Source organism: Sulfuricaulis sp. (assembly GCF_041499725.1).
In the GTDB taxonomy this organism is placed as follows: domain Bacteria; phylum Pseudomonadota; class Gammaproteobacteria; order Acidiferrobacterales; family Sulfurifustaceae; genus Sulfuricaulis.
Window position 1 is genome coordinate 1 of the sequence record NZ_JBGQKW010000035.1, and the last position, 25,634, is coordinate 25,634.

At 60.1% G+C, this 25,634-nt stretch carries 22 protein-coding genes and 1 pseudogene; 10 read left to right on the forward strand and 13 right to left on the reverse strand.

Annotation, left to right across the window (positions count from 1 at the left end; genetic code table 11):
• The 9 genes and pseudogenes from ACC569_RS07660 to ACC569_RS07700 form a co-directional block, all read right to left on the reverse strand.
• Positions 1 to 1,235: pseudogene (locus ACC569_RS07660) on the reverse strand (glutamate synthase subunit alpha); the annotation flags it as partial.
• Positions 1,236 to 1,508: 273 nt separating this feature from the next.
• Positions 1,509 to 2,639 (reverse strand): deoxyguanosinetriphosphate triphosphohydrolase, encoded by a 1,131-nt coding sequence (locus ACC569_RS07665; RefSeq protein WP_372522940.1) that lies wholly within the window; start codon positions 2,637 to 2,639, stop codon positions 1,509 to 1,511.
• On the reverse strand, positions 2,639 to 3,724 hold the full coding sequence (gene aroB, locus ACC569_RS07670) for a 3-dehydroquinate synthase (RefSeq protein ID WP_372522920.1): 1,086 nt from the start codon (positions 3,722 to 3,724) through the stop codon (positions 2,639 to 2,641). Before aroB ends, ACC569_RS07665 begins: the two co-directional genes overlap by 1 nt.
• Positions 3,705 to 4,247, reverse strand: a complete 543-nt coding sequence (gene aroK, locus ACC569_RS07675) for a shikimate kinase AroK (protein ID WP_372522921.1) — start codon at positions 4,245 to 4,247, stop codon at positions 3,705 to 3,707. The genes aroB and aroK overlap by 20 nt, the downstream gene beginning before the upstream one ends.
• An 80-nt stretch (positions 4,248 to 4,327) precedes the next feature.
• A complete protein-coding gene (gene pilQ / locus ACC569_RS07680) occupies positions 4,328 to 6,985 on the reverse strand; it encodes a type IV pilus secretin PilQ (RefSeq protein WP_372522922.1) in 2,658 nt (885 codons plus the stop codon).
• Positions 6,986 to 7,010: 25 nt separating this feature from the next.
• A complete protein-coding gene (locus ACC569_RS07685) occupies positions 7,011 to 7,529 on the reverse strand; it encodes a pilus assembly protein PilP (protein WP_372522923.1) in 519 nt (172 codons plus the stop codon).
• A gap of 2 nt (positions 7,530 to 7,531) precedes the next feature.
• Complete coding sequence (locus ACC569_RS07690) at positions 7,532 to 8,158, reverse strand: type 4a pilus biogenesis protein PilO (protein WP_372522924.1); 627 nt, start codon at positions 8,156 to 8,158, stop codon at positions 7,532 to 7,534.
• Positions 8,155 to 8,730, reverse strand: coding sequence for a PilN domain-containing protein (locus ACC569_RS07695; RefSeq protein ID WP_372522925.1), 576 nt, complete (start codon positions 8,728 to 8,730; stop codon positions 8,155 to 8,157). Before ACC569_RS07695 ends, ACC569_RS07690 begins: the two co-directional genes overlap by 4 nt.
• Entirely contained in the window at positions 8,727 to 9,803 is a 1,077-nt protein-coding gene (locus ACC569_RS07700; RefSeq protein ID WP_372522926.1) for a pilus assembly protein PilM, read from the reverse strand. Before ACC569_RS07700 ends, ACC569_RS07695 begins: the two co-directional genes overlap by 4 nt.
• Positions 9,804 to 10,049: 246 nt before the next feature.
• Between ACC569_RS07700 and ACC569_RS07705 the strand changes: the two genes are divergently transcribed.
• From ACC569_RS07705 to ACC569_RS07725, 5 genes are all read left to right on the forward strand, one after another.
• The gene (locus ACC569_RS07705; RefSeq protein ID WP_372522927.1) at positions 10,050 to 12,665 is read left to right on the forward strand and encodes a penicillin-binding protein 1A; all 2,616 of its coding nucleotides are present in this window, start codon (positions 10,050 to 10,052) and stop codon (positions 12,663 to 12,665) included.
• The gene (locus ACC569_RS07710) at positions 12,665 to 13,321 is read left to right on the forward strand and encodes a hypothetical protein (protein ID WP_372522928.1); all 657 of its coding nucleotides are present in this window, start codon (positions 12,665 to 12,667) and stop codon (positions 13,319 to 13,321) included. The genes ACC569_RS07705 and ACC569_RS07710 overlap by 1 nt, the downstream gene beginning before the upstream one ends.
• 82 nt (positions 13,322 to 13,403) lie before the next feature.
• A complete protein-coding gene (argS, locus tag ACC569_RS07715) occupies positions 13,404 to 15,164 on the forward strand; it encodes an arginine--tRNA ligase (RefSeq protein WP_372522929.1) in 1,761 nt (586 codons plus the stop codon).
• A 9-nt stretch (positions 15,165 to 15,173) separates the two neighbouring features.
• On the forward strand, positions 15,174 to 15,743 hold the full coding sequence (locus ACC569_RS07720; RefSeq protein WP_372522930.1) for an SPOR domain-containing protein: 570 nt from the start codon (positions 15,174 to 15,176) through the stop codon (positions 15,741 to 15,743).
• A gap of 37 nt (positions 15,744 to 15,780) precedes the next feature.
• Positions 15,781 to 16,425, forward strand: coding sequence for a DNA-3-methyladenine glycosylase (locus ACC569_RS07725; RefSeq protein ID WP_372522931.1), 645 nt, complete (start codon positions 15,781 to 15,783; stop codon positions 16,423 to 16,425).
• Here the strand turns inward: ACC569_RS07725 and speA are convergent.
• Positions 16,422 to 18,314 carry a biosynthetic arginine decarboxylase gene (gene speA / locus ACC569_RS07730; RefSeq protein WP_372522932.1) on the reverse strand — a complete coding sequence of 631 codons (1,893 nt, stop codon included), beginning with the start codon at positions 18,312 to 18,314 and terminating at the stop codon, positions 16,422 to 16,424. The genes ACC569_RS07725 and speA overlap by 4 nt on opposite strands.
• Before the next feature lie 101 nt (positions 18,315 to 18,415).
• Here speA and speE point away from each other — a divergent pair, with 101 nt between their 5' ends.
• The 3 genes from speE (at position 18,416) to ACC569_RS07745 (ending at position 21,114) form a co-directional block, all read left to right on the forward strand.
• Positions 18,416 to 19,267 (forward strand): polyamine aminopropyltransferase, encoded by an 852-nt coding sequence (speE, locus tag ACC569_RS07735; RefSeq protein WP_372522933.1) that lies wholly within the window; start codon positions 18,416 to 18,418, stop codon positions 19,265 to 19,267.
• Positions 19,268 to 19,380: 113 nt separating this feature from the next.
• Complete coding sequence (locus ACC569_RS07740; protein ID WP_372522934.1) at positions 19,381 to 19,614, forward strand: CDGSH iron-sulfur domain-containing protein; 234 nt, start codon at positions 19,381 to 19,383, stop codon at positions 19,612 to 19,614.
• A 78-nt stretch (positions 19,615 to 19,692) separates the two neighbouring features.
• Complete coding sequence (locus ACC569_RS07745) at positions 19,693 to 21,114, forward strand: YdgA family protein (protein ID WP_372522935.1); 1,422 nt, start codon at positions 19,693 to 19,695, stop codon at positions 21,112 to 21,114.
• A 170-nt stretch (positions 21,115 to 21,284) separates the two neighbouring features.
• Here ACC569_RS07745 and ACC569_RS07750 read toward each other — a convergent pair whose 3' ends face one another.
• The 3 genes from ACC569_RS07750 to ACC569_RS07760 all read right to left on the reverse strand — a co-directional run bounded on the left by ACC569_RS07750 (position 21,285) and on the right by ACC569_RS07760 (position 24,378).
• A complete protein-coding gene (locus ACC569_RS07750) occupies positions 21,285 to 22,718 on the reverse strand; it encodes an ammonium transporter (RefSeq protein WP_372522941.1) in 1,434 nt (477 codons plus the stop codon).
• A 76-nt stretch (positions 22,719 to 22,794) separates the two neighbouring features.
• Positions 22,795 to 23,133 (reverse strand): P-II family nitrogen regulator, encoded by a 339-nt coding sequence (glnK, locus tag ACC569_RS07755; RefSeq protein ID WP_372522936.1) that lies wholly within the window; start codon positions 23,131 to 23,133, stop codon positions 22,795 to 22,797.
• Positions 23,134 to 23,190: 57 nt separating this feature from the next.
• The gene (locus ACC569_RS07760) at positions 23,191 to 24,378 is read right to left on the reverse strand and encodes an outer membrane beta-barrel protein (RefSeq protein ID WP_372522937.1); all 1,188 of its coding nucleotides are present in this window, start codon (positions 24,376 to 24,378) and stop codon (positions 23,191 to 23,193) included.
• 289 nt (positions 24,379 to 24,667) lie between these two features.
• Between ACC569_RS07760 and ACC569_RS07765 the strand changes: the two genes are divergently transcribed.
• Positions 24,668 to 24,907 carry an accessory factor UbiK family protein gene (locus ACC569_RS07765; protein ID WP_372522938.1) on the forward strand — a complete coding sequence of 80 codons (240 nt, stop codon included), beginning with the start codon at positions 24,668 to 24,670 and terminating at the stop codon, positions 24,905 to 24,907.
• A gap of 102 nt (positions 24,908 to 25,009) precedes the next feature.
• On the forward strand, positions 25,010 to 25,634 hold a 625-nt coding region (locus ACC569_RS07770), incomplete at its 3' end, for a magnesium chelatase domain-containing protein (protein WP_372522939.1).

Genomic DNA, 25,634 nt, shown 5'->3' on the forward strand with positions numbered 1-25,634 from the left:
CCCGGGTGCAAGCGTTCCTTGATGAGCACGTTCTCCGGCGGGATGTCGAGCACGCCGACCTCGGACGCCATGACCACCAGACCGTCTTTCGTTACGTAGTAGCGCGACGGACGCAGGCCGTTGCGATCGAGCACGGCGCCGATGACGCTGCCGTCGGTGAAGGCGATCGAGGCCGGGCCGTCCCACGGCTCCATCAGGCAACCGTGATATTCATAGAAGGCCTTGCGGTCCTCGTCCATCATCTCGTGGCCGCTCCACGCCTCGGGAATCATCATCAACACGGCATGCGGCAATTCGCGTCCGGCCATGTGCAGGAATTCGAGGACGTTGTCGAAGGTGGCCGAGTCGCTGCCACCCTCGATCACGATCGGGAGGATTTTCTTCAGGTCATCGCCAAAGAGAGGCGAAGCGCAAAGCGCTTCGCGCGCGCGCATCCAATTGATATTGCCGCGCAAGGTATTGATCTCGCCGTTGTGCGCGATGTAGCGATAAGGATGCGCCAGCGGCCAGGACGGGAAGGTGTTGGTCGAGAACCGCGAGTGCACCAGCGCCAGCGCCGACTCCACCGCCGGATCAACGAGATCGGGAAACAGGAGCTCCACCTGGGTCGGCGTAAGCATGCCCTTGTAAATCAGCGTGCGCGCCGACAGGCTCGGTATGTAAAACTGCGATCGCTGCGTGAGGTCCGAATTCCAGACCGCGTGCTCGATGCGCTTGCGGATGACATAGAGCTTGCGCTCGAAGGTCTGGTCGTCGGTGATGCCGGCGGCGCGGCCGATGAAAACCTGGCGGAAGGCCGGTTCGGCCGAAATCGCCGTCGGGCCGAGCGACGAATCGTCGACGGGAACGTCGCGCCAGCCGAGCAGCGTCTGCCCTTCCGCGCGCACGATATCGGCAAACAGGGATTCGCAGCGGCGGGCCTCCGCCGCCGCGCGCGGCAGGAAAACCATGCCGGTGCCGTAGCGACCGGTCTCGGGAAGAGTAATGCCGAGTTTGCCGCACTCTCGCTGCAGAAACGCGTGCGGTACCTGAATCAGGATGCCCGCGCCGTCGCCGGTATTCTCCTCGCAGCCGCAGGCACCGCGATGCATGAGGTTCCGGAGAATCGTCAGCGCGTGCGTAACGATCTGGTGTGAGCGGCGTCCCTTGATGTCCACGACAAAACCGACACCGCAGGCGTCGTGTTCGTAAGTCGGGTCATAAAGACCCTGCTGCGTCTTGCTATGCAGTTCCAATTTCGATCACCGCACTCTTTCACCGCTGGCGACGTCATCCGGTACGACTTTCCGCACCGATCAAATCAAAGTCGTTTTTCGCTCGCCAGCGAGGGCTTCGCCCAGATCAGGAGAATTCGTTCTTTTGCCCATGAAAATCACGGAAAATCAGGAGCAAAAGGGGCGAAAAGTATACCGGCCTGCCGGTGCCGGTTCAATGGAACCGGGGACAATTGGCTCATTTTTAAGCCATGGGATGAAGAAGGGATTGACCGGAAACGGCTTTCCTGCGGCTCAAACGCCGGGCTGGAGCAGGCGCGCGTGCTCGCGCAGGGCGTAGCGGTCGGTCATGCCGGCGATATAGTCGGCGACAATCCGGGCCCGGCCGGCGGGATCATCCTGCGATTGGAGCTTGTCCTGGTATTGGGTCGGGAGCAGCCGGGGCTCCCGCATGAACGCCGCGAACAATTCGCGCACGACCTTCACCGCTTCGCCCATCATGCGGGTCACCTGTTCGTGCGCGTACAGGTGCTGTCGCAGAAAGCGCTTCAACTCGGGGGATTTTCCGGCCACCGCGGGAGTGTAGGCGATGAGGGGCTCCGGGTGGTGGCGGACGTCATCGATATGCTTGATGCCGGAGATTTCAATCAGGCGGCGGCTGTTCTCGATAAGATCGGTCACCACGTGATTGATCATGCGCCGTACGGTTTCATAAATGGCGCGACGCGGAGCAATATCCGGATAGCGCCGCCGCACCTCGGCATGTTGCTCGGCAAACAGCGCGACTCCCTGGAGCTGCTCGAGCTTCAGCAGTCCGGATCTCAGCCCGTCGTCCACGTCGTGATTGTTGTAGGCGATCTCATCGGCGATGTTGACCAGCTGCGCTTCGAGGCTGGGCTGAGTTTTTTCCAGAAACCGCCGGCCCAGCTCGCCCAGTTCGCGGGCGTTCTTGGCTGAACAGTGCTTGAGTATGCCCTCGCGGGTTTCAAAGGTGAGATTGAGCCCGGGGAACTCGGCGTAGCGTTCTTCAAGAATATCCACTACTCGCAGCGACTGCAGATTGTGCTCGAAACCGCCGTAATTTCGCAGGCATTCATTCAGCGCATCCTGGCCCGAATGGCCGAAAGGCGTATGTCCCAGATCATGCGCCAGGGCGATGGCCTCGGTCAGGTCCTCGTTAAGCGAAAGCGCGCGGGCGATGGAACGGGCGATCTGGGCCACCTCGATCGAATGCGTCAGGCGCGTGCGGAACAGATCGCCCTCGTGATTGATGAAAACCTGGGTTTTGTATTCGAGACGGCGGAACGCGGCGCTGTGGATGATACGGTCGCGGTCGCGCTGGTATTCGGAGCGGTTCGCGGGTGCGGGTTCGGGATACTGTCGCCCGCGCGAGGTGGCATCCTGCGCGGCGAAAGCTGCCAGCATCACGCCGCTTCCCGCATGCTGGCCAATGTTCCCTCAAGCTCGGCGCGCGGATAATCGTCGGTGACCACGGCCTCACCCAGGCGCTTGAGCAGCACCAGCCGCAGGCGCCCGTTCAGCACCTTCTTGTCCACCGCCATGAGTTCCAGAAAACGCGCGGTGGAAAGCGTGCTGGGGGCACGCACCGGCAATTGCGCCCGGCGGATCAGCTTTTCAACGCGCGCGACATCGGCGGTGGACAGCCACTTGAGTCTTCGCGACAGATCGGACGCCATCACCATGCCCGCGGCAATGGCCTCACCGTGCAGCCAATTCCCGTATCCCACACCGGTTTCGATCGCATGACCGAAGCTATGGCCCAGATTAAGCGTGGCACGCACGCCGGATTCGCGTTCATCCGCGGCCACCACCTCGGCCTTGTTCCGGCACGAACGGTGAATCGCGTAGGCCAGCGCCTCGGGGTCGCGCGCCAGTAACTTGTCCAGATTAACCTCAAGCCAGGTAAAAAACTCGGGGTCGCGAATCAGTCCGTACTTGATGACTTCGGCCAGTCCCGATGCGAGCTCGCGGTCCGGCAGAGTATTGAGCGTGTCGGTGTCAATGATCACGGCACGGGGCTGGTAGAACGCGCCGATCATGTTCTTGCCGAGCGGATGATTGACACCGGTCTTGCCACCAACCGAGGAATCCACCTGTGCCAACAACGTCGTGGGCACCTGGATGAAAGGCACGCCACGCTGATAGCTGGCCGCGGCGAATCCGGCCATGTCGCCGATGACACCCCCACCCAGCGCAATGATGGTGGTGCGCCGGTCACAATGCGCCGCAAGCAGCGCATCGAAAATGCGGTTCAACACCTCGAGCGATTTGTACTGCTCGCCATCGGGCAGCACCACCTCGACCGGCTTCAGTGAAGCGACATGTGCGCGCAGCCTGGCGAGATACAGCGGCGCCACCGTCTCGTTGGTGACAATGGCCACCCGGGTTCCCAGGATATGCCGCGTCAGCAGCTCGGGCCGGTCGAGCAGGCCGGCGCCGATACAGATCGGGTAGCTTCTATCCCCCAGATCAAGAGGCAGCGTTTTCATCGGTTTGCAAGGTTTCCAATTTACGGGCGATCTCGCGCGCCACGCTCGCCGGCGAACGGTGTGATGTCTCAACCACGATATCCGCTGTCTGCCGGTATATAGGTTCGCGCGACTTGAGAATTTCCTCCAGTGTCTTGCCGCGGTCCGTGGTCTGCAGCAACGGGCGGTGACGGTCGCGGCGCGTGCGTTGCAGCAGTGTCTCAAGCGGCGCGTGCATGTAAACCACCACGCCACGGCTGCGCAAGGCACGGCGGTTGTCGTCCGACAGGATGGCGCCGCCGCCCGTGGCGAGCACCAGATTGGATTTACGTGTCAAATCATCGAGGACCAGCGACTCGCGGCTGCGGAAACCGGCCTCACCCTCGATTTCGAAAATCAGTGGAATGCTCGCCCCGGTGCGTTGCTCGATCTCGTGATCGGAGTCCTGAAACTCCTTGTCCAGCAACTCGGCGAGATGGCGTCCGATGGTGGATTTACCGGCGCCCATGGGGCCAATCAGAAAGATATTGTCTGTCCGACTCATGGCCGCAGGTATGCCAGCATCGCGGCCATAAATCAAGCGGGCCGGCCGCCTGAAGGCGGCCGGCCCAGTCACGTCAATTCTCAGCGCAAGCTGAGGTTATCGGAGAGAATCCTCGGCGTCAGAAAAATAAGCAATTCGGTCTTGTTGTCCTTGACCTCCTTGCTCTTGAACAACCAGCCTAGAAGCGGAATATCGCCGAAGAACGGAACCTTGGTAATGGTGTCGTTCTTGTCCTGCTCGTAGATGCCGCCGATGACCACGGTCTCGCCGTTGTCGAGAAGCACCTGGGTCGTGATCTCTTTGATGTTCAGCGTGCCGGCGACGGCGTCGACAAAGTTGTCCTTGGTGATGTCCACATCCAGGTTGATGCGATCATCCGGAGTGATCTGGGGCGTTACTTCCAGCTTGAGGGTGGCTTTCTTCGTCACCACCGAACCCACGCCTAGGACGCTGGTCGTGAAGACCCGCTCTTGCCCTTGTTCAATTCTCGCCAGCTTCTGATTGGCTGTGATCACGCGCGGGCTGGAAATGAGCTTGCCTTGGCCCTCCTGTTCCAGCGCAGAGAGCTCGAGATTCAGCAGGCCTCCGTTCGCTCCCAGTTTGGCGAAGGTAAGACCGATGGAGCCCGCGACGGAAGTGCCGATACCGCCGGAAGGCAGGTTGACATTGAGGCCATTGGCGTTCGAGGTCATGGTGCCGGCGGAAACGATCGAGGAGCTGTCCGTGATATTTCCGGAGCCCGCCCCTGCGCGACCGCTTTGCGAGGTATCGGTGTATTTGACGCCAAAGCGCGCGCCGAGGGACTTGCTGAAATTGTCGGTGGCCTCCACCAGGCGGGATTCGATCATGACCTGACGCACCGGCTGATCCAGCTGGGAGATCAGCTTGCGTACTTCGCGGATCTTGCCAGACGTATCCTGGATCAGCAGCGAGTTCGTGCGCCTGTCCACGGTAACTTGCCCACGGGGCGACAGCAGCGTGTTGGACGATGTCGCGATCTGCGTGTTTGCACCGGTTGCCGTACTACCGAAAACCGGATGTTCCAACGCGTTGGCGTTTCCTACCGGCTTGATGGATTTGATGAGGTTTGCAATATCTTCGGCCTTGGCATAATTGATCTGGATAAGTTCCGAGACCAGCGGTTCCAGCTCGACCACCGCTTTGGTTGCTTCCAGGTTGGCCTTTTCCTTGGCCGCCACCTCGGGCGCGGGCGCCACGGTCAGCACGTTGCCTTTGCGACGCATCGCCAGGTTCTTACTGTCAATGATAAGGTCGAGTGCCTGATCCCATGGCACGTCTTTCAGACGCAGGGTGAGAGAACCCTTGACCGTGTCGCTCACGACGAAATTGAGGCCGGTGAAATCGGCGAGTACCTGCAGCGCGGCACGCACATCGATGTTCTGGAAATTGAGCGACAGTTTCTCGCCCGAATAGCCGAACTCGTCGACCTTCTTTTCATCCGGCTTTTCGATCACCGGCTTGACGCTAATAGTGAAAACGTTGCCGGTCTGGTAAGCCAGCTGTTCGTACTTCCCCTTGGGCGTGATGACCATGCGCGTGTTCTTTCCCTGGGCATAGGTATCGACCGTCTGCACCGGCGTGGCGAAGTCAACCACATCAAGACGGCGTTGCAGTTCGGAAGCCGCCGACGTATTCAGAAAATCCACCATGATCTCGCCTGCCTGTTCGCGAATGTCGACACCGACAGCGGGATCGGAAAGATTAATGATGATTTTTCCGTCTCCCTGCGGACCACGGCGGAAATCAATCGCCTTGAGACTGTATTTCCCGGTCTTGTGACTGCTCGCGAAATGCGTGGTCTTGGGCTCCACCGCCCCGGCAATAGCGGTCACCGGCGCCTCCACGGTCACAACGAAATTGTTGCCTTCGATATTCGTCGAATACGCCACCGGCTTGACCAGACTCAGCACGATGCGCGAACGGTCATCCGCCTCAATGGCGGTCACGCTAGTAACGGCCGCTTCCTTGACCGCGATACTCTTTTTGGCGAGCCCGACCTGTGTCTTGGGAAAATCCAGCGATATGCGCGCGGGGTTGGTGATGGTGAAGGCATTCGGCTCCACAGGTACCTTTGCCATCTTTATCGTGATCTGAATCCGATCGCCAGGCAGTTTGGCATAGAGAATTTCTTCGATGACATTTTTCTCTTCCACAGCCGGCGGTGCGGCGGCTGGTTCGGCTCCGGCTGCTTTTTCAGCCGGCTTTTCCTGGGCCTTGGCAGTTGCCTCGGTAGGTGAGGATGGCGGAGGAGTTGTCACAGCAGGAGTTTCCGCCGTGATCGGTGTTGGCAAGGCAGGTACAGCGGTCGACGCGGCGGCGGCCACCACGCGATACCCATATTCGGCTTTCTGCACGTCGAGCTGGCCGGGTTCGGTCATCAGCAAATCCACCACCACGGAAGTACCGTTATCGGCAAGATAAGGATAAACCCCTTTTACCTTGTCCAGCCCCTGCAATTCCGCGAGTGACGTCCCCATGCTGCTGTCCGGAAAACTGATACGCAGCCGCTGTCCGTCTTCCAGCACCTGAGTCTTGTAGGTAGATTCACCGGCAAGTTTTATCTGTAAGACTGGTGCCTCGCTGCCCGGCTCCCAGGCGATGGACAGTATTTCTGCACCCAGTGCCGCGGCGGTCATTCCGGCCATGGCAATCACAAGCGACAGGCATTTGCCGGCCGCGACGGCGACGTTGCGCAAGATTTGAGTGTGCTGTTTCATATCATCCCGCCTTGTTTGTTCCGGTTCATTCCACCAGCGCCAGGTTGGCTTCACGCTCGACCCAATCGCCCATGTTGCCCTGGATCAATTCGATCAGGTCAATTTTTTCCTCGGTGATCTTGCTGATCATGCCGGAGTTCTGCCCCAGGTGATCGCCTTTTTGTGCGCGATGGACAGTTCCATCTGGCGCCTGAATAACAGCCCATGTCTGCTTGCCGCGCATAAGCGTGCCGACCATCTTCAACGAATCCAGAGGGTAGTCTTCCAGCGGTTCCTTGCGCCGGTTCGGATCCGGGCGCGGTCCGCTGGCGTTCTTCTGGCTCTGCGGATTGAGATTAAAAGTGGCGAAGGGATCCGCCAGATTGGCGGAATTATAAATAAAGGTTTCCTGCATTTTGATTTCCGGGAGCGGCTCGACCTTCGGTTTCTTGTCGGCATAGGCGTTCTTGACGAAATCGCGCAAATCCTCCAGGCCATCGCTGCTGCACCCGCTCAGCACAAGGCTTAGTAGGCCGGTGACTAATAGTAATTTAGCATCTCTCATGACTATTTCTTACGTGCCCGGGGCGCTGCCTTGTCCTGTTTCGCCGCACTGCCCTCTTCCATGTAACGATAGGTTTTCGCCTTCGCCGACATGGTCAGCTTATTGTCCTTGCCGGCGGAAGTGATGGCGATATCACCAAATGTGACGATGCGGGGAAGCGCGGCGACATCGCTCACAAACTGAGCCAGCTCGTGATAAGTGCCCCGGACCTCGACGCTGATCGGCATCTCGGCATAGAAATCCTTGGGCAGTTCCTTCTCCGGACGGAACAAGGTGAATTCAAGTCCCCGGCCCAATCCAGCCTGGGTGATATCCACCAGCAGGTCAGGAACTTCCGTGGTATTCGGCAATTGCCGCAACAGGCTGCCGAAGGTCTGTTCCATTTCCTCCATTTGTTCCTTGTACGCCGGCAAATTGATCGCCAAGGCCTTCTTGTTCATGTAGGTCTCGCGTAGACCGTCTTCTTTCTTCTGAGACTCACCGTACTGCTCGAGTTCACCCTGAATGAGAAACCAGAAGCCGGCGAAAAGAACAATGACGCAAACGACCAGAATCCCACCGATCTTGATCGGCACCGGCCAGGAACCGAGATTGTTGATATCGATATTTTTCAGATCGTCGAGAGTCATGTGCCGGCATCCGTAAGTTTCTTCTGCTGCTTGGCGGCCTGTTTGACCTTTAGTGAAAAGTTGCTGACACGGTCGCTTCCTTGGGCTTTCACCGTGATGACCTCGAGCTCCGGATCGGCGAACCAGTCGGAAGAAGCCAGGTTGCGCATGAGCGCCGAAACACGGGCATTCGACTGCGCCACGCCCTGCAACGCGATAATGCTGCCGGAGTGCTTCAGGGACGAGAAATAAATTCCGTCTGGGAGCTTGCGCGCCAGCTCATCGAACAGATGCACCACTTGGGCGCGGGCTCCCTGCAGTTGATAAATGACGTTCATGCGTGCGATCAGGTCGCCCCGCTGCTTCTTGAGTTCGGTGATCTCCTTGATCTCCTTCTCGACCTTGGCGATCTCCTGGTTCAAAAATTCATTGCGCTTGTTCTGGTTCTCGATCAGGGCGCTGACATGCACGTGCGCATAGAAAATGATTACACCCATCAGGATCCACGCGCCCACGGCAATGGTGAGCAATTGCCGGTCCTGCTCCTTGCGGCGCATTTCGCGCCACGGCAATAGGTTAACGCGCGTCGTCATTCGTCAAAGCTCCGCATCGCAAGCCCACAACTGATCATGAGCGAAGGGGCGTCATTGGAGAGAAGCTGCGGCTTGATGCGCGAAGCGAGCGACATGCTGGCGAAGGGATTGGCCACCATTGCCGGCACGCCGATGCGCGCCGCTACCAGCTCATCGATACCCGCGACCTGCGCGCAGCCGCCGGCGAGCAGCAACTGGTCCACGCTGTTGAACGGCGTCGAGGAATAGAAGAACTGCAGCGCGCGCATGATCTCCTGGCACATGGCCTCCATGAACGGGCGCAGTACATCGGTCTGGTAATTGTCCGGCAGGCCGCCCTGTTTCTTGGCCAATCCCGCTTCTTCATAGGAGAGGCCATAGCGGCGCTGAATCTCTTCCGTCAGCTGTCGGCCGCCGAAGGCGTGATCACGCGTGTAAACCGAGCGGTTGTTATGCACCACGTTAATAGTGGTCGCCGTGGCGCCGATATCCAGAACCGCGATGGTCTTCTCCATGCCGCCGCCCGGCATGTGGCTGGTGATGAGTGAAAAGGCATTCTCCATCGCATAGGTTTCAACATCCACGACCATGGGTGTCAGGCCCGGCTGCTGAATGACGGCGAGATAGTCGTCCACGATTTCCTTGCGGCAGGCGGCCATCAGCACGTCCACTTCTTCCGGGTTGTTTTCCGATGGGCCCAGAATTTGGAAATCGAGATTAATTTCGTTCAGGGGATAGGGAATGTAATGATCCGCTTCCATCTCCACCTGCATCTGGCGATCCTGATCGCTCAGGTTGGCCGCCATTTTGATGGTCTTGGTGATGACATGGGCAGCCGGCACTGCCACCGCGGCGTGCTTGACGCGGGTGCCGGATTTCTTGATGGCGCGCTCAACGACCTGAGCAACCTGCTCGACTTCCGTGATCGCGTGCTCGACGACCGCATTCTGAGGTAGGGGTTCTACGGCATAGCGCTCCACGCGCAGGTGCTCGCCTGACTTGCTCAGTTCAAGGACCTTCACGGCCGAGGAGCTGATATCGATCCCTATCAGTGGCGGCTTTTTCTTGGCAAATAAACCAGAAAGCCCTGTCACCTAATTTCCCTCTTAGAAATCCATTAGTTATGATTAATACATATAATGTAGATTAATATAGACCATAGAAATCAGAAATGACAAATCGGCGTATTTAGCCTGTTTTCGTGGGTTCCCCGCTGAATTTCACGGCACGCCGTTGGCGAAAAACCTGAAATACCGTGTCTGACGGAGGGTGGTTTATACTGGCCCGTACACCGAAACACGACTCTCCCTGACCAAGCTCCATAAGCCTCGCCACTACCTATGAATGATTCTGGGAGTTTTTTCTCCCGATGGACCCGCCAGCATCTGCCCACCAAACGCTGGCAACTGGCTCTGATCGGACTGTTCGGGTTTTTCGCCAGCGGCGTGGTGATGCTCACGCTGGTCGCTCTCATCCTGACACCGACCTTGCCCTCGCTCGACGACCTTTCGGGGGCGCAGTTGAAAGTGCCGATGCGGGTCTACGCGTCCGACGGTCAGCTGATCGCCGAGTTCGGCGAGGAAAAACGTATTCCCGTGCGCATCGACGAGGTGCCGGATCTGCTCATCAAGTCGGTGCTCGCGGCCGAGGATCGTTCCTTCTTCTATCACCACGGCGTGGACTTCGCCGGCATCCTGCGCGCTACCTTGCACAACCTGCGCACCCAAAGCGCGGGACAGGGCGCCAGCACCATTACCATGCAGGTGGCGCGCAACTTCTTTCTCAGCCCCGAAAAAACCTATTCACGCAAAATCAAGGAAATCCTGCTGGCGTTCAAGATCGAACGCGAATTGAGCAAAGAACAAATTCTCGAGCTCTACTTCAACAAGATATTTCTCGGCCATCGCGCCTACGGCTTCGCCGCGGCGGCGCAGGTTTATTACGGGAAAACGCTCAAGGAATTGACGCTCCCGGAAATGGCGATGCTCGCCGGGCTTCCGAAGGCGCCATCGCGCGACAACCCCCTGACCAATCCCGACAACGCCATCGAACGGCGCAATGCCATCCTGCGCCAGATGCAAAATCTTGGCTTCATCGACGAGGCGGCATACACCCAGGCGGTTAACACGCCGCTCGCCGCCGGCAAGCATGCCTACAAGTTTAATGTCGAGGCACCTTACGTGGCCGAGATGGTGCGCCAGTACATGATCCAGGCTTATGACGAAAAGACCTACGCCGGTGGATTTCATGTCTACACCACGATCAACACCAATGACCAGCAGGCCGCGGTCAAGGCGCTGCGCGACGGATTGCTCGAGTACGATCACCGTCATGGTTACCGCGGGCCCGCCGGTCACGTAACCGTCAGCGGCGAGCCGGACAAGGAACATCTCGACGACGTGCTCAAGGATTACCGGGTCGTGGGCGACCTGCTTCCGGGCGTCGTGTTCAAGGTCGACGATAAAAGCGCGCAGGTCTACACCCAGGACGGCACCATCGCCGAAATCGGCTGGCCGGGGCTGTCGTGGGCCCGTGCCTACATCGATGAAAACACCCTGGGGGCGGCGCCCAAGAAGGCCGCGGACGTGCTGAAGTCCGGAGATATCATTTACCTCGAAGCGATTGAAAACCCGGCGCTGCAACAGGAGATCGGACCATGGCGACTCGCCGGGATTCCGGAGGTCAGCGGCGCGCTCGTGTCACTGCGTCCCTCCGACGGCGCGGTGCTGGCTCTCACCGGCGGATTCGATTTTTACCAGAGCGGCTTTAACCGCGTGACCCAAGCCGAGCGCCAGCCCGGTTCGAGTATCAAACCCTTCATCTTCAGCGCCGCGCTGGACAAGGGATTCACCGCCGCGAGCACCGTGAGCGGGGCACCGATCGTCATGGAAGGTGAATCGCCCGAAGATGAATGGCGCCCGGAGGATTACAGCAAAAAGTTCTTCGGACCGACGCGGCTGCGCAAGGCACTGGCGCAATCACTCAATCTCGTCGCCGTGCGCCTGCTGCGCGCCATCGGCGTCGCCTATGCCGCCGAGTATCTGGAACGCTTCGGTTTCGAGCCCGCCAAACTGCCGCGCAATCTCTCGCTCGCGTTGGGAACGGCCTCGGCGACGCCGATGCAGATGGTGAACGCGTTTAGCGTGTTCGCCAACGGCGGTTATCGCGTTACACCGTACTTCATCGCACGCATCGAGGATGCCAATCACAACGTTCTCGAGCAAGCCAAGCCGGCAATTCTTTGCCGTGACTGCGATGTACAGGGAAGTACAAGTGTCGCGAGAGGCAGGATGCCGGGAGCGACTGATGTGCAGGGAAGCACAAATGCCGCGAGCGCAAGTCGCGCAGGAGCGGCCGACGTTCCGGCAAGCGCCGTTACACCGGGAATACCGGCACCGGCATCTGCGCCCGCCAATCCCTCAGATAAGGAGAAGCCGCCGATCGCGCCGCGCGTGCTGAGCCCCGAAGTGAGCTTCCTCGTGGCCAGCATGATGCAGGACGTGATCCGCGAGGGAACCGGACAGAAAGCCCTTGTCCTCGGGCGCAAGGACCTCTCCGGCAAGACCGGCACCACCAACGACTATCGCGATGCCTGGTTCTCGGGCTTCAACGCCGATATGGTCACCACGGCATGGATCGGTTTCGACCAGCCCGCCTCGCTCGGCCGCGGCGAGACCGGCGCGCGCGCGGCGCTGCCCATATGGATCGACTTCATGCGCACCGCGCTGCAGGGCACTCCCGAAAAGCCGCTGACGCCGCCGCAGAACGTGGTGCGCATCACCGTCAACAGCGAAACCGGAAAACCGACGACGGCCGACGACCCGCAGGCGATGGAGGAATATTTCATTCAGGGCACGGAAACGCCGCACGAGCTGCCGGGTGTTGAAGGAGAACCAGGCGCCACGACCGCATCACCGGACCAGGCACCGGATAACGTGCGCGAGAAACTGTTCTGATGGGCACCAAGCCCCGCTCTCCTCAGGTCGGGCACCGGTCCAAATCCCAGGCACCGGGCACGGACGAGTTGCGCCGGCAAATCGCCGCGCATGCCGCGCGCATCATGGCGGAAGAGGGCGTACGCGACTTCCACGCCGCCAAGCGCAAGGCCGCCGCGCGTCTCGGTCTGCCCGAGACTAAACATCTGCCGGGCAACGACGAGGTAGATTCCGCGCTGCAGGAATACCTGCGGCTATTTCACGCCGGGCGTGTCACGCAGAGCCTGCACCGCCTGCGCGGGCTCGCCGCCGAGGCCATGCGCTTCCTGGCCAATTTCGAGCCGCGCCTGGTGGGCCCGGTGCTGAGCGGCACCGTGACCTCGGCCAGCGCGATCCAGCTGCATCTCACCGCCGACTCGCCGGAGGAAATTGGTTTCTGGCTGCAGGAACACAGCATTCCCTACGAGCAGGCGGACCGACGTTTGCGCTTCGGCGGCGAACGTCACGAAACCTTCCCGGCCTACCTTTTCACCGCCGACGGCGTGGCCGTGGAGCTGTGCGTGTTCGACCGGCGTGAAGCGCGCGAGACACCGCTCAGCCCGGTGGACGGCAAACCGATGAAGCGCGCGAACCTGCGCGAAGTGGAAAACCTGATGCACGGCGCGGACGAGCCGTAATCACGACGGCTTCGTGCTGCGGCTTCTCGTCCTGCGATTGGACCGGTAGAATCGGCGTCCTTTACGTGCTGCCGAAAATCCATTGAAACACCATATTGAAAATCTGATCGCCTCGGCACTCGCGGGCCTCGAGGCCACCGGCGCGCTGCCGCCCGCTCACGGCGCGGCGATCACGGTGGACCACACCAAATCCAAGGAACATGGCGACTACGCGTGCAACATCGCCCTGGTGCTGGCCAAGCAGGCACGCGCCAAGCCGCGCGAGCTGGCAGAAAAAATCCTCAAGGCCCTGCCGGCTTCCGACAAGGTCATCAAGGTCGAGATCGCCGGGCCCGGCTTCATCAATTTTTTCCTGCGCCCCGACGCCAACCACGGCATCATTCGTGAAATTCTGGACAAGCGCGAAAGTTTCGGTCGCAGCCGCCTGGGTGCTGGGCGTAAGGTGCAAGTGGAATTCGTCTCGGCCAATCCCACCGGCCCGCTGCATGTCGGGCACGGACGCGGCGCGGCCTACGGCGCCACGCTTGCCAACCTGCTCGATGCCGTCGGCTTCCAGGTGCACCGCGAGTACTACATCAACGACGCCGGCCGGCAGATGGACATCCTCGCCACCAGCGTTTGGCTGCGCTATCTCGAATTGTGCGGCGAAAAATTCGACTTTCCCGTCAACGGTTACAAGGGCGATTACGTCTACGACATAGGCGCGACCCTACACCGCGAAAACGGCGACAAGTATCGTCATGTGTCCGCGAAGGTATTCGCGGACGTGCCGCCCGACGAACCCAAGGGCGGCGACAAGGAAACCCATATCGACGCGCTCATCGAGCGTGCCAAATCGCTGCTCGGCCATGCTACCTATCGTCAGGTGTTCGACCTTGGCCTCAATGTCATCCTCGATGACATCCGCCAGGATCTTGAAGAGTTCGGCGTCAGCTACGACCAGTGGTTTTCCGAGCGCGCGCTCGTCGAAGACGGCGCCGCCGAGCGCGCCATCGAGCGTCTGAAAAAATCGGGACATGTTTACGAAAAAGAGGGCGCGCTGTGGTTCCGTTCCACCGACTATTGCGACGAGAAGGACCGCGTGGTAGTGCGCGAGAACGGCCAGAAGACCTATTTCGCCCACGATATCGCTTACCACATGGACAAGCTCGAGCGCGGTTACGACCGGGTGATCGATATCTGGGGCGCGGATCATCACGGCTACGTGCCGCGCGTCAAGGCGGCTCTCGCCGCCATCGGCGACGATCCGGAGCGGCTGCACGTGCTGCTGGTGCAATTCGCCATTCTTTATAAAGGTGGCGAACGCATGCAGATGTCCACCCGCAGCGGCGAGTTCGTCACGCTGCGCGAGCTGCGGCACGAGGTGGGCAATGATGCCGCGCGGTTTTTCTACGTGCTGCGCAAGTGCGAACAGCACATGGATTTCGACCTCGATCTGGCGAAGTCGCAGTCCAACGACAACCCGGTGTTTTACGTGCAGTACGCGCATGCGCGCATCCACAGCGTGTTCCGGCAAATGAAAGAAAAGGGACTCACCCACGATCCGGCGAACGGCGAACGGAACCTGGCGCGACTCGCGGAGCCGCATGAACTGGCACTCATCGAACGGCTCGCGCGCTACCCGGAAGTGCTGGAGGCGGCCGCCACGGCCTACGAGCCGCATCAAGTCGCCTATTACCTGCGCGAGCTCGCCTACGACTTCCACACCTATTACGGTGCCCACACGTTTCTGGTCGACGACGCCGCGGTGCGCGACGCCCGCCTCAACCTGATCGTGGCGACGCGTCAGGTAATTGCCAACGGGCTGAAGCTTCTGGGTGTGTCGGCCCCGGAGACGATGTAAAGTTACCGCATGGCGCAAGCACGCAGAAGATCTTCGAGAAGCCGTTTTCGAAAACCCGGCTGGCTGTTGCTTCTCGTCGGCATCGGCATCGGCGTAGCCGGGGTGATGCTGTGGCAGATGTACTCCCACCGCGGTGATGGCCGCAGCGGGCTCGGGAACTTCTTTTCCAGTTTCAGCAAACCGGCGGAAAAGCCCGCCAGGAAAGAACCGGAACCCGCGAAACCCCCCAAGCCGAAATTCGATTTCTACACCATCCTCCCGGAAACCGAGACCGTGCTGCCCGAGCGGCGGGCGCGCGCCAAACCGGTCAAAGCCAAACCGGAGGAGGGCGTGAGTTACATTCTGCAGGCGGGCTCGTTCGCGGGCTTTGAAGAAGCCGACCAGATGAAGGCCAAACTCGCGCTCGCGGGGCTGGTGGCGCATATCCAGAAAATCATTATCGAGGGCAAGGGCGAGTATCACCGCGTGCGCCTCGGCCCCTACGAAAAAATCGAGCAGCTCGACGCCACCGCCATCCAGTTACAGAAGCTGGGCATCAAGGCAATCCGGTTGAAAGTCAAAAAGGGCGAGGCCGGGTAATTTCTCTTCGTAACAGACGTCGGCTTGATTTCACCCCGTGCCAACTTTTAACGACAAACTCAAAGCCGCCGAAAAACATCTTGCCCGCGTTGATCGCACCATGGCGCGGCTGATCCGCGACATCGGTCCGTGCGCGCTCCGCCCGCTTCGGTGGTCGCCCTATGAAAGCCTGACGCGCGCCATTGCGCACCAGCAACTCAACGGCCGCGCCGCCCAAACGATTCTCGGCCGCTTCGTCGCGCTCTATCCGGACAAGCGATTCCCCGAACCGCACGAGGTGCTGGCGACGCATTTTGCGCGACTACGCTCGGTCGGTTTCTCGCGCAACAAAGTTACCGCCATCCGCGACATCGCCGCCAAGGCGCGTGAAGGAATTGTCCCGACCCGTGCGCAGGCACGACGCCTCGACGACGAAGAATTGATCCTCCGCCTCGTCGAGATTTACGGTGTCGGACGCTGGACGGTCGAGATGCTGCTGATCTTCACGCTCGGTAGGCTGGATGTACTGCCTATCGACGACTTCGGTATTCAGAGCGGCTTCAGGGCCGCCTATCAACTCCGTCGCAAACCCACCAAAGCCGATTTTCAGAAAATGACCGAGTGCTGGCAGCCGTTCCGTTCGGTCGGTTCGTGGTATCTCTGGCGTCATGCCGATGGATTAAAGGACAAGAAACTCCTTTAATCCTCTAGGTACGTGTACCCTTTCAGCCCTTCCGACAGTTCAGCAAGATAAGTCTCGCGGTTTTTTGCGCTGAGTGATTCGGCGCGCTCGATCTTGGCGCGGTAGGAGGCAAGCAGATCGTCGGCGTTGAAATGCACATAACGTAAAACCGAGTCCACGGTGTCGCCTTGCTTCGCTTGTGACAATTGATAGCCGCCATCCGGTTTCAGCTCGACGTGAATCGAATCGGTGTCGCCGAACAGGTTGTGCATGTCGCCGAGAATCTCCTGATAGGCGCCGACCAGAAAAATCCCGAGCAGGTATGGCTCATTCTCGCGCAACGGATGCAGCGGCAGCGTGGAGTCGATGCCTTCGCCGTCCACGTATAAATCGATACTGCCGTCGGAATCGCAGGTAATGTCCTGCATCACTCCGCGGCGCGTGGGCGGCTCGTTCAGGCGATTCAGCGGTACTACCGGAAAAATCTGGTCGATGGCCCAGTGGTCAGGCATGGATTGGAACAGGGAGAAATTGCAGAAATACTTGTCCGCGAGTTTCTCGTTGAGCTCGTCAAGAATTTCGCGGTGCGTGCGGCTCGCGGGCTGCAACAGTTCGCGCACCTTCCAGCAGATGGCGAAATAAATCTGCTCGGCGCGCGCGCGCTGCGCCAGTGTCAGCACCCCGTGGCTGAACATGCCCTGTGCCTCGGTCAGGCGGTAGGCGGCGTCATGATAGGCCTCGACGACGGAGCGTTCCGATAGTGTGGTGAGCGTCTGCCACAGGTCGCGGATGATCGCGGGTTCGCTTTCAGTCGCCTTCGGCACCGAATCCGCGCCCGGGGCGGATTCGGTATCCACGACATTCGTGATGAGCACGGCGTGGTGCGCGGTCATGGCGCGTCCGGATTCGGTGACAATATCGGGATGCGGCAATTTCTTTTCTGCACAGATGTCGGTGATGGCATGCACAATGTTGTGTGCGTACTCATCGACCGAGTAGTTCATGGAGCAGAAGCTGCGCGAGCGTGTGCCTTCATAGTCCACGCCCAGCCCGCCGCCGACATTGAGCACCTTGATGTCGGCGCCGTTGGCGCGGAACTCGGCGTAGTAGCGCGCGGCCTCGCGCATACCGAGCTGAATGTCCTGGATGTTGGCGATTTGCGAGCCCATGTGAAAATGCATCATCTGCAGGCTCGGCAGCAGATTCACCGCGCGCAGGCGCGCGATGGCGTCCAGCACCTGCGCCGCGGACAGGCCGAATTTGGATTTTTCGCCGCCGGTATTCTGCCACTTGCCGGCGCCGATCGAGGCCAGCCGCATGCGCAGCCCGATCAGCGGCGTTACACCCAGGTTTTTGGATTCCTGGATGACAAGTTCCAGCTCGGTGGGCTTTTCGACGACGATGTACACGCGATGGCCCAGCTCCTTGCCGATAAGGGCCAGGCGGATGTACTCGCGGTCCTTGTAGCCGTTGCACACCACCACGCCGCCGTCCTGACGCGACAGTGCCAGCACCGCCAGCAGCTCGGGCTTGGAGCCGGCCTCGAGCCCCACGCGTCCATCCTGGCGCGCGAGAATCTTCTCGACCACGCTTTTCTGCTGGTTAACCTTGATCGGGTAAACGGAGGTGTATTGGCCACGGTAGCCGTCGGCCTGCATCGCGCGATCGAAGGCGCCGCACAGGGTCTCGACGCGGTGGCGCAGGATGTCGGAGAAGCGCACCAGCACCGGCAGCGACAGACCCACGGCTTTGATCTCCTTGGAAAGTTCGTACAGATCGACTCCGGCCTGGTCGGTGCGCGCATCCGGCCGGCAGACGAGGTGGCCCTTGCCGTTGATGTCGAAGTAGCCGCCGCTCCAGTGGGCGATGTTGTACGTGTCGCGTGCCTTTTGTATGGACCAGCCGATCATGCGGCAAGTATCAAGTAGCGGTTGGCAAGTATCAAGTAGCCGGCCGCGCGCTTGGCGTATAAAATCCCGCCTCCGACAAGCTCTCAAGCCAACACAAACACATGCCGCTCGACAAGAACTGGTACACCGAGGAATGGGCCGGCCAGGGTTCGGCCATCTCGCTCAAGATCAACAGCAAGGTGCACGACGAACAGAGCACCTACCAGCGCATCGAGATCTACGAAACCGAAACCTTCGGTACGCTCATGACGCTCGATGGCCTGGTCATGGTCACCGACCGCGACAATTTCGTGTATCACGAAATGATGTCGCACCCGGCGCTGTTCACCCATCCCGATCCGAAACGGGTGCTGGTCATCGGTGGCGGCGACTGCGGCACGCTGCATGAAGTCCTGAAGCACAAAACCGTGACGCTGGCCGAGCAGGTCGAGCTGGACGAGCGCGTCACGCGGGTGTCGGAAAAGTTTTTTCCCGAATTGTGCGAATCGAATAATGATCCGCGCGCGCGGCTGTATTTTGCCGACGGGATCAAATGGGTGGCGGACGCCAAACCCGAAACCTACGACGTCATCATCATCGATTCGACCGACCCGGTGGGACCGGCGGCCGGTCTTTTCTCCGAGGCCTTTTACAAAAACTGTTTCCGGGCGTTGCGGCCACGCGGCATTGTCGTCGGTCAGAGCGAGTCACCGCTGTTTCACGCCGAGCTTATCCTGTCAGTACAAAAATCCTTCAAGGCCGCGGGCTTCCGTGATGTCGCGACGCTGTTCTTCCCGCAGTGCACCTACCCGTCCGGCTGGTGGAGCGCCACCATGGCGGGCAAGGACATGGCTCTCGCGAACTTCCGCGCCCAAGACGTCACCGCCAAGACGTTCGCCACGCGCTATTACAACCGCGACATCCATGCCGCGGCGCTCGCCAGCCCGGAATTCCTGCGTCGGCCAGCCACCTAGCTCTTTGCTTCTCCCGGCTGCGCGCCGCGCGCGATTTGAACCCGAAGGCCGTTCAGCGTATAAAACTCCCCGACCATCCCTTGCCACCGAACCCCTCAATCACCGGAACCACCATGGAACCCAAAATTGCCCAGAAAGGCCCCTACGTCCTCGATCTCAAACCCGGTACCTACCGGTGGTGCGCCTGCGGCCAATCCAAGACCCAGCCTTTCTGCGACGGTTCGCACAAGGGCAGCGTTTTTGAGCCCATCAAATTGGAACTGGCCGAGGCGACTCAGGTGGCCATGTGCGGTTGCAAACACTCCCTCAAAAAACCTTTTTGCGACGGCTCGCACAAAAAGTTCTGATCGCCTGATGCCGCGAGTCGTGCACGGGAGATTGCCGGCAGCGCCCATGACCGGACGCGGCGGGCAGCACGCTCACGCATGAAGAAATTCACGCTGGTTCTCGGTTTCACGCTGATCGCGTTGGTGGCGCTGGCCGCCGTGGGATTGCCGTACTGGTTCGGCATGGAAGCGGAAAAGACCTACGGCGCCATGCTCGAACAACTGTCGAGCAGCAGCGGTCTGCAATTCACGGGCAAAAATTATGCGCGCGGCTGGTTCAGTTCCACGGCCGAGACCGTCATCCGTCTTCCGCAAATCCCGATCGAGTTCATCGCCCAACACCGCATCAGCCACGGACCGCTGCCGCTCGACCGGATACTGGAAGGCGATTGGCGCGTCACGCCGGTGCAGGCGCGCATCGCCAGTCAGATCACCCTGGCCGCGGTCGGAAAACAACAGCTCCTGAACCTGCCACCGCTCTCCACCGAGACCACCTTCCGCCTGAATGGCGGCGGCACGATGCGCGCCGAAATGTCCCCGATCAAGACCACCGGCGCCAAAGGCGAGGCCATCGATTGGCGTGGCATGAGCGCGGACATGACATTCGACCGGGCGTGGCACAAGATCCGGTTCGACGCGCTCATGCCGTCGCTGACGCTGACCGCCCCCGAACAGCAGGGCGATATGACGCTGTCCAATCTGTCGCTGCATTCCGACACGCAGGAAGGCATCGCGGGTTATTCCTTCGGCGACGCCAGCCTGAACGTCGCGCGGCTCGAGTTCGGCAATGCCGCCGGGCGCGTCGGCTTCAAGGGGTTCGTGCTCTCGTCCACGGCGCGCTCCGCCGGCGACAACGTCAACCTGGTCATCCGTTACACACATGATGAAGTTCAGGTCGCGAAGGAACGCTTCGGACCCGGGCAACTGGTGATCGAGGCGCGTAACCTGGATGCGGCGGCGCTGGTGAAATTCAAAAACGAGATCGACACCCTCACCCGCGGCAACCTGCCTCCCGCGCAAGCGGGCATGATCGTGGCCGGGAAAGCCATGGAACTCATCGCGGTGCTGTCCAAAAAGGCCCCGGAAGTGGAAATCACGCAACTGAGCTTCAAGACCCGGGAAGGCGAGATCAGCGGCAAGGGGAAGTTTGTTCTCGACGGCCGGAAACGCGACATCGCCCGGAATCCGATGCAAATCCTGACGGCCTTCATTGGCGACCTCGAGCTGGCCATTCCCGCCGCGGTACTCAAGCGCCTGCTCACGCCGCAGATCCGCCAGGACATCGCGGCCTATCGCCAAAGCGGCGCGCTGACGGCGGATGACGTGGCCCATCTCGGCCCGGAAGCCATGGCGGAAATCGTTGACCGGGTGTTCCCGCAATACCTGGCACGGAACGATTTCACGCGTCTGCTCATCGAAGAAAATGGCGTCTACAAGCTCAGGCTATCCATCCGCCAGGGACAATTGCTGATCAACGGCAAGCCGTGGCACGTGCCCGCCCAGGTGGCGCTGGCCAGCTAGGGAACCACTGATAAAAGTCTTCCACTCGCCTGAGTCCGCTCGTGCTTCGACGGGCCTGTCCTGAGCGAAGTCGAAGGGCTCAGCACGGACGGACTTAAATCAGAGCTTTCTCAGCAAAAAAAAACGGGCGCCAGCGGCGCCCGTCAACTCTCACAGAAGGAAACTGTTCTTCAAATACGATAGGCCGACTCCCCGTGGGAAGTGGTATCCAGACCCTCGCGCTCTTCTTCCGCGCTGACACGCAGACCCACTGTCCAGTCGGCGATCTTATACGCGATGAATGCCACTACCGCCGTCCAGACTACCGTCACACCGACAGCCTTGGCCTGGATAATGAACTGATCCATGATCGCGCCATAGCCAGGCTTCATCTCGAACCAGTTGTTATAGAAACCGGGTCCGCCCAGCGACGGCGCATTGAATATACCGGTCATCAACGCACCGAAGACGCCGCCAACGGCATGCACACCGAAAACGTCCAGTGAGTCGTCGGCCTTGAGCCAGCCCTTGAGCTGGTTGACACCCCAGAGGCAGATGAGACCGGCGCCGGTGCCAATAACGAACGCACCGGGGATGCCGACATTGCCGGCCGCTGGCGTGATCGCGACGAGGCCCGCAACCGCACCCGAGGCCGCGCCCAGCATCGACGGCTTGCTCTTGAAGATCCACTCACCGAACATCCACGACAGCACCGCGCAGGCGGTGGCGAGGTAGGTGTTCATGAAAGCGAGCGATGCGGAGCCGTTCGCTTCGAGCGCGGAACCCGCGTTGAAACCGAACCAACCGACCCACAGCAGCGAAGCACCGATCATGGTCATGGTCACGTTGTGCGGCGCCATATGCTCCTTGCCGAAGCCAATGCGCTTGCCGATGACATAGGCACCGACCAGACCCGCGACACCGGCATTGATGTGCACCACCGTGCCGCCCGCGAAGTCGAGCGCGCCCCATTGCCATAGCAATCCGGCCTTGGCGTTCATCGCATCGACCACGTTCGCCGCGGTGTAGACATCCGGACCCATCCAGAACCACACCATGTGCGAGATCGGCAAGTAGGCGAAGGTGAACCAGATCACCATGAAGATAAGCACGGCGGAGAACTTCACGCGCTCAACGAACGCACCCAGGATCAGCGCGCAGGTGATGGCGGCAAAGGTCGCCTGGAAGGCCACAAACACGAGCTCGTAGAGCGGGGTGCCCTTGCTAAAGGTTCCGGCCATGGAGAAGCTGCCGTCTGCCGCGTTGAATGTACCCTTCAGGAATAGCCGGTCGAGACCACCGAAGAATGGGGCGAGCGAACCGCTGCCCTCGGTGAACGCGAGGCTGTAGCCGTAGACGCACCACAGCACCGTGATCAGCGAAAACACGACGAACACTTGCATCAGCACCGACAGCGCGTTCTTCGAGCGCACCATGCCGCCGTAGAACAGCGCCAGCGCCGGCACGCTCATCATCAGCACCAGCGCCGTGGAAATCAGCATCCACGACACGTCGCCCTTGTTCGGCGTGGGAGCGGGTGCCGCCGCCGTGGCGGCGGCCGGGGCTGATGCCGCGGGCGCCGCAGGAGCCGGCGTTTGGTCACCAAAAGCGAACAATGGCGACATTAGCAGCAGTACGACGCCGAAGGCGCCGAACAGCTTTTTCAGATTGAATGACATAAACATGGAATTTTCTCCTGTATCAAAGCGCATCTTTGCCGGTTTCACCGGTGCGGATGCGGACGACCTGTTCCAGGTCAGTGACAAAGATTTTTCCGTCGCCGATCTTGTCAGTGTGGGCTGCCTTGACGATGGCCTCAATGACGCGATCCAGCTGCTTGGAATCGATGGCGACCTCGAGTTTTACCTTGGGCAGAAAATCCACGACATACTCTGCACCACGGTAAAGTTCGGTGTGGCCCTTCTGACGGCCGAAGCCCTTGACCTCGGTGACGGTGACACCCTGCACGCCGACTTCGGCGAGCGCATCGCGCACGTCGTCGAGCTTGAAGGGTTTGATGATTGCAGTAACGAACTTCATATTGCCTCCTCTGTGGCTAGCGGGGCGGCCGGTCGCCACCCCGTTCACCGTGTATGACTAGAACTTGTAGATGGCCTCCAGCGCTGCCGAGTGCTGGTCCTTCTTGGTGCTGCCATCCGTCTGTTTGAAGCTGGACTCATTGGAGCTGTCCGTACGCAGTTCGGCACGCAATTCCACGTTCTTAGCCGGCGTGTTGGCCAGTGTAACGGTGCTTTCCTTCCACTTCTGACCGCCGCTGCCGAGATTGACGCCGGTGCGGAATCCGTCCTTGTCATCGAACGACTCGGCGCGGAAGGCCACGCGCCAGGTATCGCTCAGCACGTAATTGACATAACCGGCCAGACCGCTCCACTTCGCTTTGTTGCCGCCAGTCAGCGCCTTGTCCTGCTCGGCTGTGTCGTAGTTCAACGTGAAGCTCAGCTTATCGGTGGCGTTGAAGGTCGCCACGAGGTCGAGCAGTTTGCGCTCACCGGTCTCAAAGGCACCAGCAGACTCGTTGCCGCCGTAATACACGGCCGCGAGCGATATGGCCTTGGTGATATTGCCATTGGCGCCCAGCTCGAGCGTTTTGCCCACCGCCTGCGAGCCATCGGCCGCAAGCCCTTGCTGTGACTCGCTCTGCACGTCCCAGCCGTTGTTGACGCCGGCGATGAACGTCCACTTGCCGTCCGGCGCGACTGCGCTGCCGCTGGGGGTGAAATAGGCGCGCACGCCGGTATGCGTGAACGGAATCGCGTAACCGAATAGAATCGAGCGCGAAAAGTTCAGGTTGGCCGGGCTTTTGATCACCTCAGCGCCGGACAGCGTCACGTACTTGCCGCCGATCACCATCAGACTGCCCTTGGCATAGTGCACATAGGCCTGGGTGACATCGAATTGATCCGTGTTGTTGGTGCCTGCCGAGCCGATGACGTTGGCGTCTGTGCCTGCAGTGAGGTTCACCATCCCGCCGAAGCCATCCTGAGGCAATGCCGAGAGCGTAAGATCGAGCGCGTTAACGTTGAAGCTGCGGTTCTCGGTGTCGAAGACGCGATTCGCTGTGCCACTGGTGAACTTGCCGGTGCCAGACAGGTAGGTGTACGAAGTGTCGATATAGCCATTGACGCTGATACCGGTTGCCTCCATGACCTGGCCGAGTGTGGGTACGGCCGGCTTCTCCGGCATTTTCTTGGGGTCAGCCGCGAAGGCCGTGCTTGCGCAGGCGGCAGCGATACTCACCACCAGAATCGTTTTGCGAAAATTCATATTTATCTCCTCAAGTGAACGGCTTTACGGTCCTTTACACCGCGGCCGGATGTTAAAAAAATAGAAAACTACCCCTGTGTTTCTCAATTGACGTGCGCTTAAAAGCAGATTCTGTGCCAGAGTGTTTTTCTCTTTCGTAACAGTGAGTTGTGATATGCCTGGGGACACAGAACAGCTGTTTATGCACCAAGATAGAATCCGGTTTTAACTCCATGCACCGTTTGTGTGCGGAAAGACGGGGCCAATACCGAACGGAACCACGGTGGGTGGCTTGATATAATGCCGCACCATGATCGATACCAAAATCCTCGACCAGTTCGTCGCGGCGTTGTCCCGGGTCCTGCCCCACGGTCCGAAAGACGTGGAAAAAAATGTGCGCGCGGCATTGCAAGGCGTGTTCGACCGCCTGAACCTGGTCACGCGTGAAGAGCTTGAAGTACAGGAAGAAGTGCTGGCGCGCACCCGCGCACGGCTGCAGGAACTCGAAAAACGGATTGCCGAACTGGAAGAAAAACTGAAAAAGAAATAGACAGGACTAACGGGATCAAATATTTCTGATACCGATTCAAGATCTATTCTGTAAACTCCCTTAAGTCCCGCTAATCCTGTCCATGTAGTCTCAGGGATGACCATGTCACTCGCCGTTGTTCACAGCCGCGCCCAGGTGGGCATGGAAGCGCCGCCGGTCACGGTGGAGGTGCATCTCGCGAACGGCCTGCCGAATCTCTCCATCGTCGGCCTGCCGGAAACGGCCGTCATGGAAAGCAAGGACCGGGTGCGGGCGGCGCTGCAAAACGCGCGTTTCGAATTTCCGGCGCGGCGCATCACCATCAATCTGGCGCCGGCCGATTTGCCGAAAGAGGGTGGGCGCTTCGACCTCCCCATCGCCATCGGCATCCTCGCCGCCTCCGGGCAGATTCCGACCCGGGACTTGGACCAATACGAATTCATCGGCGAGCTGGCGCTCACGGGCAAACTGCGGCCCGTGCTCGGCGCGCTCACCGTGGCGCTGCAGACGCGCCTGACCGGGCGCGCGCTGATCCTGCCGGCGGCCAACACCCTCGAGGCCGCGTTGGTGGGTGGCGCGGATATCCGCGGTGCCAAACACCTGCTCGAGGTGACGGCACATCTCAACGGTGAAAAGCTGCTCGCGCGCCAGGAACCGGAAAGGCATCTGCCCGAATCCTCCGAGCTACCCGATCTGCACGACATCAAAGGCCAGCATCAGGCGCGGCGCGCGCTGGAGATCGCCGCCG